General features: G+C 69.3%; 13 protein-coding genes and 1 pseudogene. 8 read left to right on the top strand and 6 right to left on the bottom strand.

Annotation, left to right across the window (positions count from 1 at the left end):
• Positions 1-39 precede the first annotated feature (39 nt).
• Positions 40-431 (top strand): annotated as a pseudogene (locus tag ASC81_RS12495) (DUF5329 domain-containing protein).
• A 13-nt stretch (positions 432-444) separates the two neighbouring features.
• On the opposite strand, the gene ASC81_RS12490 reads toward ASC81_RS12495, so the two are convergent.
• From ASC81_RS12490 to ASC81_RS12480, 3 genes are all read right to left on the bottom strand, one after another.
• Positions 445-1,137: a methyltransferase domain-containing protein gene (locus ASC81_RS12490; protein WP_056267272.1), complete on the bottom strand. Its 693-nt coding sequence runs from the start codon at positions 1,135-1,137 to the stop codon at positions 445-447.
• Between the two features lie 199 nt (positions 1,138-1,336).
• On the bottom strand, positions 1,337-1,873 hold the full coding sequence (locus ASC81_RS12485) for a PEP-CTERM sorting domain-containing protein (protein WP_056914134.1): 537 nt from the start codon (positions 1,871-1,873) through the stop codon (positions 1,337-1,339).
• 23 nt (positions 1,874-1,896) lie between these two features.
• Positions 1,897-3,453: a DUF4331 domain-containing protein gene (locus ASC81_RS12480; protein WP_056267266.1), complete on the bottom strand. Its 1,557-nt coding sequence runs from the start codon at positions 3,451-3,453 to the stop codon at positions 1,897-1,899.
• A gap of 149 nt (positions 3,454-3,602) precedes the next feature.
• Here ASC81_RS12480 and pbpC point away from each other — a divergent pair, with 149 nt between their 5' ends.
• Genes pbpC through ASC81_RS12465 form a run of 3 tightly spaced genes read left to right on the top strand, consistent with a single transcriptional unit; the run spans position 3,603 to position 7,678 of the window.
• Positions 3,603-5,939, top strand: a complete 2,337-nt coding sequence (gene pbpC, locus ASC81_RS12475) for a penicillin-binding protein 1C (protein ID WP_056267264.1) — start codon at positions 3,603-3,605, stop codon at positions 5,937-5,939.
• A gap of 4 nt (positions 5,940-5,943) precedes the next feature.
• Positions 5,944-6,162 carry a SlyX family protein gene (locus ASC81_RS12470; protein ID WP_056267260.1) on the top strand — a complete coding sequence of 73 codons (219 nt, stop codon included), beginning with the start codon at positions 5,944-5,946 and terminating at the stop codon, positions 6,160-6,162.
• Positions 6,163-6,217: 55 nt separating this feature from the next.
• The gene (locus ASC81_RS12465) at positions 6,218-7,678 is read left to right on the top strand and encodes a hypothetical protein (protein ID WP_056267258.1); all 1,461 of its coding nucleotides are present in this window, start codon (positions 6,218-6,220) and stop codon (positions 7,676-7,678) included.
• A 12-nt stretch (positions 7,679-7,690) separates the two neighbouring features.
• Here ASC81_RS12465 and ASC81_RS12460 read toward each other — a convergent pair whose 3' ends face one another.
• Positions 7,691-8,185, bottom strand: a complete 495-nt coding sequence (locus ASC81_RS12460) for a cupin domain-containing protein (RefSeq protein ID WP_056267257.1) — start codon at positions 8,183-8,185, stop codon at positions 7,691-7,693.
• A 26-nt stretch (positions 8,186-8,211) separates the two neighbouring features.
• Here ASC81_RS12460 and recQ point away from each other — a divergent pair, with 26 nt between their 5' ends.
• A complete protein-coding gene (gene recQ, locus ASC81_RS12455) occupies positions 8,212-10,104 on the top strand; it encodes a DNA helicase RecQ (protein WP_235533636.1) in 1,893 nt (630 codons plus the stop codon).
• Between the two features lie 13 nt (positions 10,105-10,117).
• Here recQ and ASC81_RS12450 read toward each other — a convergent pair whose 3' ends face one another.
• The gene (locus tag ASC81_RS12450) at positions 10,118-10,858 is read right to left on the bottom strand and encodes an SDR family oxidoreductase (RefSeq protein ID WP_056267254.1); all 741 of its coding nucleotides are present in this window, start codon (positions 10,856-10,858) and stop codon (positions 10,118-10,120) included.
• A gap of 205 nt (positions 10,859-11,063) precedes the next feature.
• On the opposite strand from ASC81_RS12450, the gene ASC81_RS12445 reads away from it, so the two are divergent.
• A complete protein-coding gene (locus tag ASC81_RS12445) occupies positions 11,064-11,549 on the top strand; it encodes a carboxymuconolactone decarboxylase family protein (protein WP_056267251.1) in 486 nt (161 codons plus the stop codon).
• 52 nt (positions 11,550-11,601) lie between these two features.
• Complete coding sequence (locus ASC81_RS12440) at positions 11,602-12,546, top strand: AraC family transcriptional regulator (protein WP_082536467.1); 945 nt, start codon at positions 11,602-11,604, stop codon at positions 12,544-12,546.
• Position 12,547: 1 nt separating this feature from the next.
• Here the strand turns inward: ASC81_RS12440 and ASC81_RS12435 are convergent, their stop codons facing one another.
• Positions 12,548-12,838 carry a hypothetical protein gene (locus ASC81_RS12435; RefSeq protein ID WP_156392035.1) on the bottom strand — a complete coding sequence of 97 codons (291 nt, stop codon included), beginning with the start codon at positions 12,836-12,838 and terminating at the stop codon, positions 12,548-12,550.
• 197 nt (positions 12,839-13,035) lie between these two features.
• Here ASC81_RS12435 and ASC81_RS12430 point away from each other — a divergent pair, with 197 nt between their 5' ends.
• On the top strand, positions 13,036-16,584 hold the full coding sequence (locus ASC81_RS12430; protein ID WP_056267245.1) for a Dyp-type peroxidase domain-containing protein: 3,549 nt from the start codon (positions 13,036-13,038) through the stop codon (positions 16,582-16,584).
• Positions 16,585-16,628 lie beyond the last annotated feature (44 nt).

Below are 16,628 nucleotides of genomic sequence, written 5' to 3'. Positions count from 1 at the left end.
CGTGCGTTGGAGTGCCGAACTTTTTTAAGAGTCCGAATCATGAATGCCTGTCACTTCCTCATGCGCCTTGTGCTGACGTCATTGCTTGCCTTGGCATCCGTCGCCAACGCCGCACCTCTGCCCGCCACCGCCCGCGCCGAAGTCGACGCACTACTCACCCGCCTGCAATCCTCCGGCTGTCAGTTCAACCGCAACGGCAGTTGGCATGCCGGCGCCGAGGCCCGGGCGCATTTGCTGAAGAAGCTGGACTATTTGGAGCGCAAGAACCTCGTGCAGACCGCCGAGCAGTTCATCGAGCGCGTGCGTCGGCCAGCAGCATGAGCGGCAAGCCCTACCTTGTCCGCTGCGGCGGCAAGGCGCCGGTGGAAAGCGCGAAGTGGCTGGCCGGCGAACTGCAGCGGCTGCGCGCAGGTGCCGACAAGCCGGGCTGAACTCCGCGGCGTTTCAGGCGCCGGCGTCCTTGCGCGCCAGCATGGAGACGGCATTGGGAAACTCCACCGTGTGCAGCTCCACGCGCTTGAACCCGGCCTGCATCACGTGTGTCCACGCATCGGCGCCGAACTCGGTATGGACGATGTAGTCCTGCGTATCGGTCGCCGGGTTGCCGTGGTAGCTCGGCGCCAGACCGTCGCGGCTTCTGGACATCCGGCCCACGACGATGGGCACTGTGAAGGCGAGCGCACCGCCCGGTCGCAGCACGCGCCAGCATTCGCGCAAGGCGTGGACCGGGTGTTGCACATGTTCCAGCGTGTCCGAGTGCAGCACCAGGTCGAAGGAGCCGTCGGCATACGGGAGCGCATGCATGTCGACTTCCGGATAGGCGCCGAAGGTGTAGCGGGGCAGGGTCCTGAGGAAGGGGGTCAGCGTGCCGGCCTCATTGATCTCCAGCGTGGCCATGTTGGCACAGCGCTCTTGCACGTTCACCTGGGCCAGCAGCAGGTCCGTGCCGAGGAAGGCCCGCATGGCATCGGCCAACGCGATCGAGCGCAGGTTGGCGCCGCAGTGCGCACAGGCAGTGCCTTGCTGGGCGTTGATATAGCGAGCCTCGTGCGGCGCAAGCTGCCATTCGGAGACCAGGCCGTCCCACAGCACATGGTTCTGGACGAAGTTCTGGGATCCGCAGATGGTGCAGCGCATGGGTTCTTCCTTCTGGATGGCCGGCGGCGTGGAATGGCTGATCGTGAGCTGCGCAAGGATACGAGGCGCGCAGGCGGTCCCATCCCACGATCAAGCCCTTATCCGCCCGATACCCGCCCGATACCCGCACTGGTCCGGCTGCCGCCCGGCGCCATGAAAAAGGGCGGCCGAAGCCGCCCTCAGGGGCACCGCTGCCCGCTCAGCGTCGACGGCGCGCTGCAGCGAGCAGCAGCAGGCCTGCGCCCGCCAGTGCAAAGCTGCCGGGCTCCGGCACGGCGCTGATGTTGTCGAGCGCGAAACCGCCGGTGGCCGAAAAGCTGACCGAGTCCAGCTTGGCCCAGCTGCTGGCCAGCGCAAAGCTGCCTGCGCTGGCCAGGTCGACGCTGAGGGCCGCCACCTGCGCGCCGCCGAGCAGGCCGATCATGGACAGCATGCCGGGGCCAAAGCCCAGGTCATAGGCCGCCACGTCGAGCGACTGCAGCCCGAAGGCGCCGCCGCCGAGCAGGCTGAGCGTGAAGGGCGTGGCGTCGAAGCCGCCGACCAGCGCGCTGTCCAGCGGCAGGAAGCTGGTGGCCGGGCCGCTGATGACGAAGCCGGCCTCCATGTAGCTGGCGATGCCGGTGTTGTTGTCGATGTCGACCAGGCCGGGGTTGTCGAAGGTGATGAGGCCGGCGTGGGCCGCCCCGCCGCTGCCGAGTGCGGCCGCTAGGGCCAGCGCGCTGAGTAGACGTTTCATGGTGGTGCTCCTTGGGGCGGTGTTCACTTCGCGCCCGGCTTGGGCGTGTTGAGGTAGGGGAAGCCGGGCAGCAGCGGCACGACGGCCTGGTCGACGGCGTCGTGCAACTCCAGCGACGTGGCGCCCAGCGGCACGACCGCACGCGTGCAGGCCGGGCCGAAGAGCGCGCCGCCGTTGTTGAGCCAGCACAGGCCGCCCATGACCGCGGCGAGCGACACGTCGACCACATCGTCCTTGGGTCGGCGGCCGTTCGGGAAGCCGGCCAAGTCGGGCGGGTTGTCCGCGTCGCGCAGCGTGCCGACGATGCCCAGCCGGTTCTGCATCGCGAAGGGCCGCGGCGCGATGGCCGTGTTCAGGCGCAGCATCTCCGAGCCGACCACGTTGGCCGGCTGGTTGACGCCGGGGATGCCGGTCAGGAATGTGGTCACCAGGTCCAGGCGCGGCAGGTTGGTCGGGGCCGCATTGCCGATGGGCAGCACGGCCGACAGCAGCGCTGGCAGCGTCGGGTTGGTCACGTAGGTGGCGAACTGCCCGTCGCCCGACGGCACCGAGGCGTTGAACTTGTCCTTGTCGGGCAGGCCGATGACGACCTCGTTGACCAGCGGATGGCCCAGGCGCGAGACCTGAACCCAGCCGCCGCCGGTGCGTACGGCGGTGTCGTAGCCGCTGGGCGGCGCGGCGTTGACGATCTGGCTCTGGCGCACGCTGGCAGTCGTCCAGCCGCCGATGACGGTCTCACTGCCTTGCGTCAGGCAACTTTTGTGCACTTCCACGGCCAGCGACGTGACGTTCTTGTCCTGGATGGAATTGGCCGCGGCGGCGTTGATGGTGGCGCGGTCGACCAGCACGGCTACGGGGGCGTTGACCAGGTCGAAGATGGTGCCCAGGTTGACCGCGAAGGCCTCCTGGCGCTGGCCGACAAACACCTTGGCCGGCATGGCGCAGCCGGGCAGGCTGACGTTGTAGACATGCTGGGCGGCATAGGCGGGGTAGTCGGCAATCGTCTTGGTACCGATGTTGTCGACCGGCTTGTCGAACAGCGTGCCGCCGGCCGGGTTGGGTATCGGGCTGGCCGTGCCGGTGCGGCGGTCACCGCGCACGAGGGTGAGGCTGAACTTCTCGTTGACGTTGAGCGTGGCCGCGTTGGGCGCGCTCACCGTGCCCGCCTGCGTCAACGGGATGGGCACCATCTGGTTGCCGATGGGCAATGCGATGCTCTTGAGCGTGTTGCTGAACTTGAACTGGAAGGTCAGGTCTTCCTTGGCGTCGCCGTTGTTGTCGACGTGGATCTCATAGATCGCGTTCGGGTCCAGCTTGAAGTAGTTGGGACCACCGTAGGCGTCCTGCAGCGGCAGGTAGTTGGCGATCAGGGTCACATAGCCGGCCCGGCCGCCGGTGCCGTTGGCTGCGACGCCTTCGTAGCTGTTGAACAGGTAGAAGTCGGCGGCGTCGACGCGCGGCATGCCGGCAATCGACGGCGCCTCGCGGTGGCTGGACGCCTGGGCCGGCAAGGTGGCTAGGCTGGCGAGGACGGCCGCAGTGATGAGCGCGACGGTGGGCGCGCGGGTGGGACGGTTCATGGTTGCTCCTGTGACTGATCGTGGCGGTGGCCGCAAACAGATGTGAACAACCAGCGCTGCGGCCTTGTCTCTACGCAGCGCGTGCGGCTTGGATGCAAAACGCCGGGTGCCAAGCTAGGGGGCTTGGCTGCTCGGCTATCGTCCTCGGCATGCCCAAGCGCTTGCCCCGCCGCCACGTTGAGCTCGCCCTCGCCGGCCTGCTCGCGGCTGTGCTGGTGCTGGACCTTGCCTGCCCGTTGCCCCAGCCCGCCGCGGACTCGCCGACGCTGACCGTGCTGGCTGCCGATGGCACGCCGCTGCGCACCTGGCCGGGTGCAGACGGCGCCCAGCGCCATCCGACGACGCCGGAGGCGGTGTCGCCGCTGTACGTGCGGGCGCTGCTGCAGTACGAGGACCGCTGGTTCTACTGGCACCCGGGCGTCAACCCGGCGGCCCTCGCGCGCGCGGCCTGGCAGTGGGCGCGGCATGGGCGCATCGTGTCGGGCGGGTCGACGCTGACGATGCAGGTGGCCCGTTTGGTCGACGAGAAGGCCGCGGGCAGAAGCATCGCCGCCAAGCTGCGCCAGATCGCCCGTGCGTTGCAGCTCGAACTCCATCTGAGCAAGCGCGAGATCCTGGCGCTCTACCTCAACCTCGCGCCCATGGGCGGGCCCTTGGAGGGCGTCGAGACTGCCAGCCGCGCCTATCTCGGCAAGAGCGCCTCCGACCTCTCGAAAGCCGAAGCCGGGCTCCTGGTCGCACTGCCACAGTCGCCCACGCGGCTGCGCCCGGACCGCGCCGTTCCCGCTGCCCAGGCCGCGCGCGACAAGGTGCTGGCGCGCATGCAGACGCTGGGCGTCTGGAGCGCCGCCGACGTGGCTGATGCCAAGCTGGAACGCGTCTTCGCGCCGCCGCTGCGGGCGCGCTGGCTGGCGCCGCTGGCCGCCGAGCGGCTGCGCCAGGAGGCCAAGCGCCGCGGTCGAGCGGCAGCCGTCATCCAGACGACGCTCGACGCCGGCCTGCAGGCGCGACTGGAGCAGCTGCTGACGGACCGCCTCAACAGCCTGCCGGATGCCGTCTCGCTGGCAGCGCTGGTGGTCGACAACCGGTCACTGGAAGTGCGAGGTTACGTCGGGTCCGCCGATTTCAACGATGCGCGCCGCGGCGCACACGTCGACATGGTGCGCGCCAGGCGCTCGCCGGGCTCGACGCTCAAGCCCTTCCTCTACGGCATGGCGCTGGACGAAGGACTGGTGCATTCCGAGAGCCTGCTCATCGATGCGCCGCAGAACTTCGGCGGCTATGCACCGGGCAACTTTCAGGCGGATTTCTCCGGCCCGGTCAGCGTGGCCGAGGCCTTGCAGCGCTCGCTGAACGTGCCGGCCGTGGACCTGCTCGAGCGCCTCGGCCCCGAACGCTTTGCCGGCCGGCTGCGGCACGCGGGCCTGCGGCTGCGCATGCCGGCGAATGCGGCGCCCAACCTCAGCCTGATCCTGGGTGGCGGCAGCACCTCGCTGGAGGAGCTTCTCGGCGCCTACACGGCACTGGCGCGCGGCGGGGTCGCCGCCCGCCCGCGCCTGACGCCCGACGAGCCGCTGCAGGAGGCGCGGTTGATGAGCGAAGGCGCCGCCTACATCGTGCGCGAGATCCTGGAGAACGGCGGCCGCCCCGGCAGCCCCTTCCGCGAGAGCGCGCAGCGCGTGGCGTGGAAGACCGGCACGTCATTCGGTTTTCGCGATGCCTGGGCGCTGGGCGTGACGGACCGCTACACCTTCGGCGTCTGGATCGGCCGCCCCGACGGCACGCCCAACCCCGGCCATTTCGGTGCCAACGCGGCGGCCCCGCTGTTGCGCGACCTGGCCGCCGCGCTGGGCCCGGCCGAGTCGCGCCAGCAGCTCGCGCCGCGCCGCCAGCCCGCCAGCGTTGCCGCCGTGCCGGTCTGCTGGCCGCTGGGGCTGGCCGAATCAGCCACCTTGCCGGGGCAATGCCTGCAGCGCCGCACCGCCTGGACGCTGGACGGCGCCGTGCCGCCGACGCTGCCGGACCGGCTGCGCCCGGGCGGACTGGCCGAGCCCGTGTGGGTGGCCGCGAGTGAGCGGGTGCAACCCGGCTGCGCACCCATGGCCGAGCGCCATGAGGCTGTGCGCTGGCCGGCCCTGCTCGGGCCTTTCGTCGACAGCGAACAGCGCCATCCGCTGGAGCGCCTGCCGTGGCGCGCGGACTGCAGCGGCCGGCATCCCGTGGCCCACCGCCTGCGCGTCGTGGGGCTGGAACCCGGCACGGTGCTGCGCCCGGCGCCGGGCCAGCGCGAGGTCGTGCTCCGGCTGCAGGCCATCGGCGCCCAACGGGGAGCCACCTGGCTGCTCGACGGCCAGTGGATGGCCGCGAGCGACATCGCCTCGGCGGCGCAGACGCTGCGCATCGAGCGCGCCGGCGCGCATCGGCTCACCGTCATGGACGGGCTCGGGCAGTGGGCGCGGGTCGAGTTCCAGCTTGCGGCACCATAGCGGCATGGACACCCTGCAAGCCCTCGAACAACGCATCACCGACCTGGAGATCAAGGCCAGCTTCGCCGAGGACACGGTGGAGCAGCTCAACCAGGTCGTCGTGCGCCAGCAGGCGCAGATCGACCGGCTGGTGCGCGAGTTGGTCCAACTGCGCGACCGCGCCGCCGCGGCGGAACCAGGCGGGCCGGGTGGCATGCGCGACGAACTGCCGCCGCATTACTGACCCGGGAACCACCAGCCACCGCCTGTCACTAACGGGTCTCTCAAGGAGACCCCCCATGACGACTGCGAAACTGGAACTGCTGGAGCCGGCGAACTACATCCGCCTGCTCAAGACCGAACTCAAGGACAGTGACGGCAAGGCGGTCGCGCTGCGCTACATCTACGACCGCGCTGACAAGAAGCCTGCGGTCGTCTTCGTCGGTGACGTTGGCGCGGGCATGGTCACGCTGATGAAGAAGCAGGACTCCGGCCTCAAGGTGCTGATCGGCCGGATCGCCGAGACCGAGAAGGCCTTCCTGTTCGAGGCTGGCAGCCAGCTCACCGACAAGGGGCTGACGGTGCAGCTGCTGGACGCCAGCATCCGCAAGCCCGTGCTGCGCGTGAAGGACCTGGATGCGGCGCTGCAGACGCTGTCCAGCGCGTCCGGCAAGGGGGCGGCGCCCAGCAAGGACGAAAACGCGCTTGTCGACAAGGCCAAGAAGGCCTTCGAGGGTTTGAAGGCACGCAAGGACGTCGCGCTCAAGCGCGGGGCAGACAACCACAAGCAACGCCTGAATGCTGCCATCAAGGAGTACGACGACGCCGTCAAGGACGGGTCGGGCAAGGAAGCGGTGGAGGCGGTGGTCGGCATCGGCAAGGTGCTGGACCTCATCGAGCGTGAGCACGACTTGAAGGGCGAGGCGCTGGAAAAGCGCATGAAGGCCCTCAAGACCCAGGCCGACGGCTTCAAGAAGCCGGCCCTGCACCCCAAGCACACCAAGGCGATCGGCGAGGTCTTCGATTCAGTGCAGAAGGCCGTGGACGCCGTCGAGTTCCTCAACCTGGCCACGCAGTTGGCCAAGCTCGACGCCGTCGACACCCTGCTGGACAAGGCGTCCGACCTGGCTCGGGTGTTCCGCGACCAGAAGTCCGAACACGAGGCGCTGGTCAAGGAGATCGCCCAGAAGGACCGCGCCACGGTCCTCAAGACCCGCAAGAAAGACCTCGAACTGCTGGAGAAGGCCGTCAAGCAGCTGGCCGACAAGACGCCCGACACCCTGCTGATCGCAGACCGCTACGAGCCCTTCACCGACCTCATCGAGCTCGAGAACAAGCTGCTCACGTTCATGCGTGATGCGCTCAAGCCCACCACGGCGGTCGATCTCTCGACCGTGACCGGCCGCAAATCGGTCTATGCCTACAACGATTCGTCGACCTGGGTCATGAACCCGGTCGTCTATCGCAACGGCACGTCGAACTCCAGCATGACCTCGCAGCAGCTGGACCTGCTCAAGAAGGGGCAGTTGAAGTCCAACACCACCGCGGGCGGCTCGGTGCTCAAGGTCGGCTTCGAGGGGCATGTCCACATCGACGGCGGTAGCGGCGGCATGGCCTTCGTCTACCAGCTCGACGACCAGTACAAGGTCACCCCCATCGTCGTGGACACCGCCAACTCGCGCGGTAACGGCAAGGACAAGAACAAGTACAGCTGGAGCACCGGCGGGCTGGACTATTTCCCGCCCAACGCGCGCTACTGAGGCGCTCGCCCGTCAGGCTTCGCCGTCCCAGTATTCCAGCCCGGCCTCCCGCCGCTGCAGCAGGCGCAGCCCGGGTGCGAAGCTGCCCACCTTGCCTGAGTCCGGGTAGACACAGATCTCCGGCTTCTTCTGCGTGCTGATGCTGAGGTAGTGCAGCGGCGCGTCGGACGTGTTGATGATGTGGTGCGGATACTCGGGCCCCGCCGGGATGGAGATGACGTCGCCGGCCTTGATCGGCACCAGCTCGCCGGCCACGCGCAGCGTGCCCTGGCCCTGGACGACGATGAACATCTCCTCTTCCGCGTAATGGAAGTGGTAGGGGCAGCTCTGCTGGCCAGGGGCCACGATGTCGAAGCTGGCGCCCAGCTGCTGGGCGGCGGTACCCGTGGTCATCGAGGCAGTCTCGCTGTCGTAGCGCGGTGCGCGAAGGAAGCGCTCGCGCGGTGCGTCGTTGAAATTGCGGATCAGCTGCTCGCGCAGTTCGGCGGCGGACGGGGAAGAGGGCATGAGGAGTCTCCGGGGACAATCGCGGCGTGAACCCGCCCCTGCATCTTCCAAGTCCCACCGACAACCTGCAATCCGCAGCCCACCAGGTCCTGTCAGCAGTCTTCGGCTACACCGCCTTCCGTGGCCAGCAGGGCGACATCGTCGAGCATGTGGCCGCCGGCGGCGACGCGCTGGTGCTGATGCCCACCGGCGGCGGCAAGAGCCTCTGTTACCAGGTGCCGGCCATCGTGCGCCACACCCGCCAGCAGGGCGTGGCCATCGTCGTCAGCCCGCTGATCGCACTGATGCACGACCAGGTCGGCGCGCTCGAAGAGGCCGGCGTGCACGCGGCCTTTCTGAATTCGAGCCAGACCGGCGAGGAGGCCAGCCGCATCGAGCGCGAGATGATGAGCGGGCGGCTGACGCTGCTCTACGCCGCGCCCGAGCGGCTGACGACGCCGCGCTTTTTGGCCCAGCTGGCGAGCCTGCACGAGCGCGGCCTGCTGTCGATGTTCGCCATCGACGAGGCCCACTGCGTCAGCCAGTGGGGGCACGACTTCCGATCGGAGTACCTGCAGCTGAGCCTGCTGCACGAGCGCTTCCCGGATGTGCCACGCATCGCACTGACGGCCACCGCCGACGACCTGACGCGGGCCGACATCATCGAGCGGCTGCAGCTGCAGGACGCGCGCGTCTTCATCAGCAGCTTCGACCGGCCCAACATCCGCTACCTGATCGCCGAGAAAACCGCCTCGCCGCGCGAGCAGCTCTTGCGCTTCATCCGCGACGAGCATGAAGGCGAGGCTGGCATCGTCTACTGCCAGAGCCGCAAGAAGGTGGACGAGACGGCGGTGTGGCTGGACAGCGAGGGCATCAAGGCCCTGCCGTACCACGCCGGCCTGGACGCCGACGTCCGCCGCCGCCACCAGGACCGCTTCCTGCGCGAAGAAGGCCTGGTCATGGTGGCCACCATCGCCTTCGGCATGGGCATCGACAAGCCCGACGTGCGCTTTGTGGCCCACCTGGACCTGCCCAAGAACATCGAGAGCTACTACCAGGAGACCGGCCGCGCCGGCCGCGACGGCGCACCGGCCGAGGCCTGGATGACCTACGGCCTGGCCGACGTCGTCAACCAGCGCCGCATGATCGACGACAGCCCGGCCGACGAGGTCTTCAAGCAGGGCCAGCGCGGCAAGCTGGATGCGCTGCTGGCCCTGGCCGAGGCGACGGACTGCAGACGAGTGCGGCTGTTGAACTACTTCGGTGAAGAAGCCAATCCCTGCGGCAACTGTGACAACTGCCTGAATCCACCGCAGACCTGGGACGGCACCGAGGCGGCGCGCAAGCTGCTGAGCTGCATCTACCGCTTCCACCAGCGCGGCGAGCGCTTCGGCGCCGGCCACCTGATCGACGTGCTGCGCGGCAAGGCCACCGACAAGACCAAGCAGTACGGCCACGACAACCTGTCGACCTGGGCCTGCGGCGCGGACCTGTCCGAGCAGCAATGGCGGGCCGTGCTGCGCCAGCTGATCTCGCTGGGCCATGTGGCCGCTGAGGGCGAGTTCAACACGCTGGCGCTGCAGGACAGCGCCCGGGCGGTGCTCAAGGGCGAGGTGGAGTTGCGCCTGCGCGAGGCCGAGGAGAAGCCGCCGCGCGGCAAGGCCAAGACCTCACGTGGCGGCGGTGCGAAGCCCAAGGTCGACCCGGCGCTGGGCCTGGACGCCGAGGGCCAGGAGCGCTTCGAGGCGCTGAAGGCCTGGCGCTCCGAGGTGGCCAAGGAGCATGGCCTGCCGGCCTATGTGATCTTCCAGAACACGACCCTGGCCGAGATGGCGCGGGTACTGCCGGCTGATCTGGCCGAACTTGGCGAGATCAGCGGCGTGGGAGCCAAGAAGCTCGACGCCTACGGCCGCGAGATCCTGCGCGTGCTGGGCCGTTAGGCCCTTGCCTCCTTCAGGCGGGGCTGCGCGTCGGGCGCACGATGATCTCGCTGACATCCACATCCGCCGGCTGCGCGATGGCAAAGCCGATGGCGCGGGCGATGGCGTCGGCGTCCAGCGTGACGGCGCGGAACTCGCGCATCGCCGCCGCTGCGTCGGCATCGGCGATGTGGTCGGCCAGCTCGGAGGCGGTCGTGCCGGGGCTGATGGTCGTCACGCGGATGTCGCCGCCGAGCTCCTCCTGACGCAGGGCGTCCGAGATGGCCCACACCGCGAACTTGGAGGCGCAGTAGACGGCCGCGCCCGCGTAAGCCCGGTGGGCGCCGATGGAGGCGACGTTGATGAACTGCCCCGTGCCCTGTCGTTTCATCAGCGGCAGTGCTGCGGCGATGCCGTAGAGCACGCCCTTGACGTTGACGTCCAGCGTTGCCTCCCACTCCTCGACGCGTCCCATCGCGAGGGTGGACAGCGGCATCACGCCGGCGTTGTTGACCAGTACATCCAGCCGCCCGAAGCGCGCCACCACACCTTTGACAAACGCCTCCACCGCCGCGCGGCTGCACACGTCGACGCCGGCCCATTGCACCGTGCCGCCGGCGGCGGTCAACTCGGCGGCCAGGGTCTGAAGCCGCGCCGTGCGCCGGGCGCCGATGACCACGCGTGCACCACCAGCGGCCAGGTGCCGCGCCGTGGCTTCGCCGATGCCGCTGCTGGCGCCCGTGATGGCCACCACCTTGCCTTCGATTCCGTTCATGTCTGTCACTCCATCGTCAGCGGTGCAGACCGTCCACACCGCAGGCCGCAGCGTCGCCGTCTCCGCCTGGCTCGCGTGAGCGCGATGGGCCACGAAACTTGCCTGATGCAACGCCTGGAGTTTTGGGCAAGCGCCGTGGAGGCACGTGCTCACGCGCGCGGCCCCCGGCCGCCACAGTGAGACTTCGTTGCCACCGGGAGCCCGCATGCCGACCACCGTTTTCGCTTTCGCAATCGTTCTGGCGCTCAGCCCTGCGCTGGCCGCCGCCCAAACGCTTGCCAACCCGGCTGCCCAGGCGCCCCTCAACCCGCGCGTCGAGCGCGGCATGCAGGTGCTGAGCCAGCTCAACCGCGGCCAGCCCCAGCCGGTGCTGGAGGCCATGCGCGCGGACTTTCCCTTCCTGGCCGATGCCACGGCCGGCTATGCGCTCGGTGACGTCTGGGGCCGGCCGGGGCTGGATGCACGCACGCGCCAATTGGCCGCCTCGGCCGCCTTTGCTGCCCTGGGACTGCGCGGCTTTTTCAAGACGCACGCCGGCTATGCGCTGAACGCTGGCGCCACGGTGGATGAGCTCAAGGAGATCGTCTACCTGACGACGGTTCCCGCCGGATTTCCGCGCGCGATCGAGGCGTCCCAGGCCTTGCAGGAGCTGCTGCGGGAGCGTGCCAGCCAGCCGGCCGCGCGCGAATGACCGCCAGGCGGCAAGATCACGCTTGACGCGCCCACTGCACCCTTTTTTCTCCATGGCCCACCTCGACACCGCCGTCGCCCCGGCTTTCACAGCCGAGCACACGGCAGCGCGCCGGCTGATGCATGCCATCGCGTTGCGCCACGCGCCCGGCGACGGCACCCACGCCACCACCGTGCCGGGGCTGCAGTTGCTGCGGGCATCGGCACCGAGCGGGCAAGTCGCTGTCATGTACCGGCCGGCGCTGTGCCTGTTGCTCGGCGGCGCCAAGCGCATCTTCCTGAGCGACCAGGTGACCGAGTACACCGGCAGCTGCCACCTGGTCGTGTCTCAGGACCTCCCAGTGCTCGGGCAGGTCATCGAGGCCAGTGAAGCGTCACCCTACCTGTGTGTCCACCTGGCCATCGACCTGGGCGAGGTGATCGGGCTGATCCTTGACCACCCGGAACTGCGTGCGCCGCCGGCTGCCACGAGGGAGGCGGCGCGCGGCCTGTGCACCGAGCCGACGACGCCTGAGCTGATGGGCGCCCTGCTGCGGCTGCTGCAGTTGCTGGACGCACCGCGCGACCGCGCGGTGCTGGCGCCGCTGGTCAAGCGCGAGATCCTGTACCGCCTGCTGGCCTCGCCCGAGGGATGGCGCCTGGCCCGTACGGTGTTGCCGGGCAGCCATGAACAGCGCATCGCGCGTGTCATCGCGCTGATGCGCGAGCGCTTCCGCGAAACCTTGAGCATCACCGAGCTGGCCCAGGCGGCGCATCTGAGCCCGTCGGCCCTGCATCAACATTTCAAGGCGGTCACGTCGGAGACGCCGCTGCGCTACCTGAAGCAGCTCAAGCTGCAGGAGGCTCGCCGGCTGCTGCTGACCGAAGGGCTGGATGCGGCGTCGGCCGGCTTCATGGTGGGTTATGAGAGCGCCTCGCAGTTCACGCGCGAATACGCCCGCATGTTCGGTGCGCCGCCGGCCCGCGACCGGGATGCGCTGCGGGGCTCGGCGGTCTGATTCAGCAAGCCGCCGGCGCCACGCAGGCGCTGGCCACTTGCGCGCCATCGGCAGCCGCGTCCCGGCGGCCCACGACCACCACACGCGGCAGCTGCTTGACGCCATCCGTCGCCTCGGGCGTGCTCACGCCGCTGATGACGACGCGATCCAGCTTCACCACGTCCAACTCGTCGGCGGGGACCGTGATGGTCATCCATGCAGCGCCGGTCAGGGCGATCAGGCCGACCAGGGCAAAGGCGCTGACGGCTTGCAGGCGGGTGGTGCGGGCGGTGGTGGTGCTGATGCGGTTCATGGTGTGTTCCTCTGTCTGTGCCGCCAGTGTGTTCGCGGCACGGTCCACGGCCTAAGGGTTTGCGATAGGTTGCGGCTTTCCGCGGATGAATTGCGGCTGGCGCGGATCAGCAGGACCGTCGTCAGACTTAAGGGGCCGCCCTAGCGACGCCTTCATGCGGCGCCGGGATACTTCTCCCTGCACAAGGGAGAACAAACATGGCACGCGGCAACGACGTCCAGCTCGGCGGCATCACCGACCTCAATCTGCTGGTCGACATCAAGCGCGGCTTCGTCGACGCGCTGGAGGTCATCACCTATGTGGAGCGGCTGCGCAAGGTGCTGCGCACGCTCAACGGGCTGCGCCTGGGCTCGCGCGAATCGAGCACGCCGGCGTCGCCTTACACCGACATCGTCGCGCGCTGGCGCATCGTCCATTCCTTCCGCTGGAGCATCGTCGAAGGCAAGGATGACGCGCCCGACCGGCTGCTGCTGTCCGTCAATTTCGACGGCGGCTGGGAGCCCTACATGCGCGTCATCTGGGACCAGCTCGGCAGCACGCTGGACCTGATGCTCTGCCACACCGAGGGCTACACGCTGTCGCGCGACTGCAGCTTCGAGACCTATGCGCGCTGGGTGCGTGAGCATGAGGTGTCGGCGGACTTCCTGTTCATCGAATCCGGCCGCACGGTCAGCGATGCCGAATATCTCGCCCTGCTGGAGGCCGCCCAGCGCGGCCGCGCCAGCGAGCTGGCGTTCAACCGCCTGCGCGCCCCGGCCTCGGGCGACGTGCCGCCGCTGCCCACCGGCGACAAGGAGCGCTTCGCGATGGCCGCGCGCGGCCTGGTGCCGCTTGCTGGGCTCTTCACGCTGCAGCGCTATTTTGGCGACGAGGCCCCCGACCGCGACTGCCTGCGCCGCGCCACGCGTGACGTGCTGTTCGAGCTCAAAGAGCTCGGCACCGCCCAGCATTTCCCCAACGACGGCGGCAAGACCCCTGGCGGCCAGCTGCGCCAGCGCCACCACGAAATGCTGGAATGGTTCGAGCGTCCGCTCGTCGAGCCCGAGGTCAAGGCTCGCGAGCTGTCGCTCAAGCCCGGCGACCTGCAGGCCTGCATCCTGACCAAGCCGCCCGGCAACCGCGGCGGCCTGGTGCTGCTGCGCGTGGCCCAGCCGGCGCAAGCCGTGGCCTGGCTCAGCACGGCGCCCGTCAACCGCGAGGATGACAAGGTCGTCGACGACCCGACCCAGCCAGGCGTATGTCGCCAGGTCGCCCTGACGCTGGCCGGCCTGAAGGCGCTGGGCGTACCCGCCGCGCGGCTGGACCGCTTCCCGCAGGCTTTCAAGGAAGGCATGGCCGCGCGCGCCGGCCTGCTCGGCGATGTGCGCCACAACCACCCGACACACTGGGCCCTGGTGCGCCACGTCAACGGCATCGACCGCTTCGACCCCGCCAACGCTCATGTGCTGGTGCAGTTGCGTTTCCCGGCCGCTGAGCCGGGCGAGCACTTCACGGCCGCAGACGGCCAGCGCCTCGACGCCCTGGCCGAGGCGCTCACCGTCAACACCGGCCTGGCGCTGATGGCCACCGAGCCCATGCGCAGCAATGCGGCCGACAAGGAACACTTCGGCTTCAAGGACGGCATCAGCCAGCCCACGCTGGCACCGGCCACGCCGGGCGCGGCCTGGGGCGACACGGTCAAGACCGGCGAGATCCTGCAGGGCTTCCCGACCGAACGCGACAAGGGCCACGCCGTGCCCGAGAAGCCCGACGCGCTGCTGGACCGCGGCACCTTCCTCGTCGTGCGCAAGCTGCGCCAGTACACCGGCCGCTTCGCCAAGCGCACCTATGAGCAGGCCAAGGAGCACGGCCTGGACCATGACCTGGTGCTGGCCAAGCTGATGGGCCGCTACCGAGACGGCCGCCCGCTCGTTGCCCCCGAGGCGCCGGGCACGACGAACGATTTCAACTACGCCAAGGACGCGGCGGGCTCGGCCTGTCCCTTCCATTCGCACATTCGCCGCGTCAATCCGCGCGACCTCGAGGACGACTCGGCCTTCGCCAGGAATCGCATGCCGCGCATCCTGCGACGCGGCATGAGCTATGGCGCGCCCGTGAACCCCGACGCGCCCGACGATGCGGACCGCGGCCTGGTCTTCATGGCCTACAACGCCCACCTGGCCGAGCAGTTCGAGGTCGTGCAGCGCTGGGTCGCCGGCGGCAATGCCAGCGGCGGCTATTCGGGCCAGGCCGATCCGCTGCTCGCGGTGGTCGACGGCAATGCCGGCCCGCGGCTCTTTCCTTTCGAGCATGGTGGCAAGACCTACGAAATCGACCTCGGTCCCGAGCCCTTCGTCACGCTGCAATGGGGCGCTTATTTCTTCGTGCCCTCCATTGCGGCGTTGCAGGGACTGCCCGGCCTGGTCGAGCTGCCCCTGCCGCTGCCGCCCGCGGTCGCCGTGCCCGAGCGCGTTCCCGACCTGCAGGACAAGGTCGCCATGCAGCTCTGGCTGGAGGACAGCACGACGCGCGACGGTGCGTGGGCCTGGGTGCGCACCCAGCCCGGCGGGGTGGTGGACACGGCGTATGGCGTGCTCGTCGGCACGCCCGAGCGTGTCTGCGAGGTGCTGCGCAACGACCCCGACCGCTACTCCGTCAGCGGCTACGGCGAGCGCATGCACGACTCCATCGGTGTCGGCTACCTGGGCCAGGACGACGACACCGGGCACAGCGAGCTGGCGCCGGTCATCAATGCGGCCATCGAGGGCTACAGCGAGGCGTATTGCTATGGCGTGGCCTACCAGGTCGCCAAGGCGGGACTGAACAAGCTGAAGGACGAGGCCCGTGCGCTGCTGGACGCCTTCCCGGCGTCACAGAAACCCAAGGACCTGCCCACGGACACGCCGCTGGACTTCGAGCGCCTCAGCGAAGGCGTGCTGGCCGCGCTGTGCCGCATGTGGTTCGGCCAGCCCGATGGCCGCCACATCTGGGGCACGGAGTTCCACGCCGAGCCCTATGCGGGCGCGCCTGCCGTCGGCAGCGTGGCGCCGCGCTGCCCGCGCGACCTCATCAAGGTGTCGCGCCACGTCTTCGGCCCCTTCCCGACCAAGGATGTCCAAGCCGAAGGGCGCGCCGCCGGCCGCCGCTTCACCGCCGCCGTCGAAGCCTGGCTGGCCGACCCGGCCGCCCAGCTGCCGCCGCTGGCGCAGAAGATCGTCGCGGCTGCCAAGGCCCTGCCCGACGCCACGCCCGACCTGCCCGCGCGCACGCTGGCCGGCATCATGCTGGGCTTCCCACCGACGACGCATGCCAACCTCGTGACCGTGCTGGCCGCCTGGGTGCAGACCCGAAAGCTCTGGGATCTGCAGCCGCAGTGGAACGAGGTGCACCCGGATACGCAGACGGCTCCGCCTCCCTACGCCGAGGCCGTGGCGCGTCTGAGGCCGACGCTGGTCGCCACGCTGAACCAGCGCCCCACGCCCTTCCAGGTCTGGCGCAAGGCGCGCGTGGCGCATCGGCTGGGGCAGGTGAATGTGGAGGCCGATCGCGTCGTCATCGTCGGCCTGGGTTCGGCCACCCAGCAAGACCCGCTGCGCCACCACGTCGCCTTCGGCGGCGACCGCGCCGACCCGGAAGGCCCGCCGCCGCATGCGTGCTCGGGCTATGGCATGGGGATGGGTGTCATGCTGGGTGTCGTGGCGGCGGTGCTGGATGCGGGGGTGTTGAGGTTTACCGGGGCGCCGACGGTGGTGGCGATGGGGGTGTGACGCGGCATATCACCGGACTCGCCGCAGCGGTCAAGGCGGCGAAT

Source organism: Pelomonas sp. Root405 (genome assembly GCF_001425165.1).
Lineage (GTDB): Bacteria > Pseudomonadota > Gammaproteobacteria > Burkholderiales > Burkholderiaceae_C > Pelomonas.
This window is presented reverse-complemented; position numbering and strand designations above follow the sequence as displayed.

Bases quoted from the DNA above. Each gene is read 5' to 3' on its own strand.
- ASC81_RS12450 (WP_056267254.1), bottom strand. From the start codon at position 10,858: ATGAACGGAATCGAAGGCAAGGTGGTGGCCATCACGGGCGCCAGCAGC.
- ASC81_RS12470 (WP_056267260.1), top strand. From the start codon at position 5,944: ATGGACACCCTGCAAGCCCTCGAACAACGCATCACCGACCTGGAGATC.
- ASC81_RS12480 (WP_056267266.1), bottom strand. From the start codon at position 3,453: ATGAACCGTCCCACCCGCGCGCCCACCGTCGCGCTCATCACTGCGGCC.
- ASC81_RS12430 (WP_056267245.1), top strand. From the start codon at position 13,036: ATGGCACGCGGCAACGACGTCCAGCTCGGCGGCATCACCGACCTCAAT.
- ASC81_RS12440 (WP_082536467.1), top strand. From the start codon at position 11,602: ATGGCCCACCTCGACACCGCCGTCGCCCCGGCTTTCACAGCCGAGCAC.
- ASC81_RS12445 (WP_056267251.1), top strand. From the start codon at position 11,064: ATGCCGACCACCGTTTTCGCTTTCGCAATCGTTCTGGCGCTCAGCCCT.
- ASC81_RS12460 (WP_056267257.1), bottom strand. From the start codon at position 8,185: ATGCCCTCTTCCCCGTCCGCCGCCGAACTGCGCGAGCAGCTGATCCGC.
- ASC81_RS12435 (WP_156392035.1), bottom strand. From the start codon at position 12,838: ATGAACCGCATCAGCACCACCACCGCCCGCACCACCCGCCTGCAAGCC.
- pbpC (WP_056267264.1), top strand. From the start codon at position 3,603: ATGCCCAAGCGCTTGCCCCGCCGCCACGTTGAGCTCGCCCTCGCCGGC.
- ASC81_RS12485 (WP_056914134.1), bottom strand. From the start codon at position 1,873: ATGAAACGTCTACTCAGCGCGCTGGCCCTAGCGGCCGCACTCGGCAGC.
- ASC81_RS12490 (WP_056267272.1), bottom strand. From the start codon at position 1,137: ATGCGCTGCACCATCTGCGGATCCCAGAACTTCGTCCAGAACCATGTG.
- ASC81_RS12465 (WP_056267258.1), top strand. From the start codon at position 6,218: ATGACGACTGCGAAACTGGAACTGCTGGAGCCGGCGAACTACATCCGC.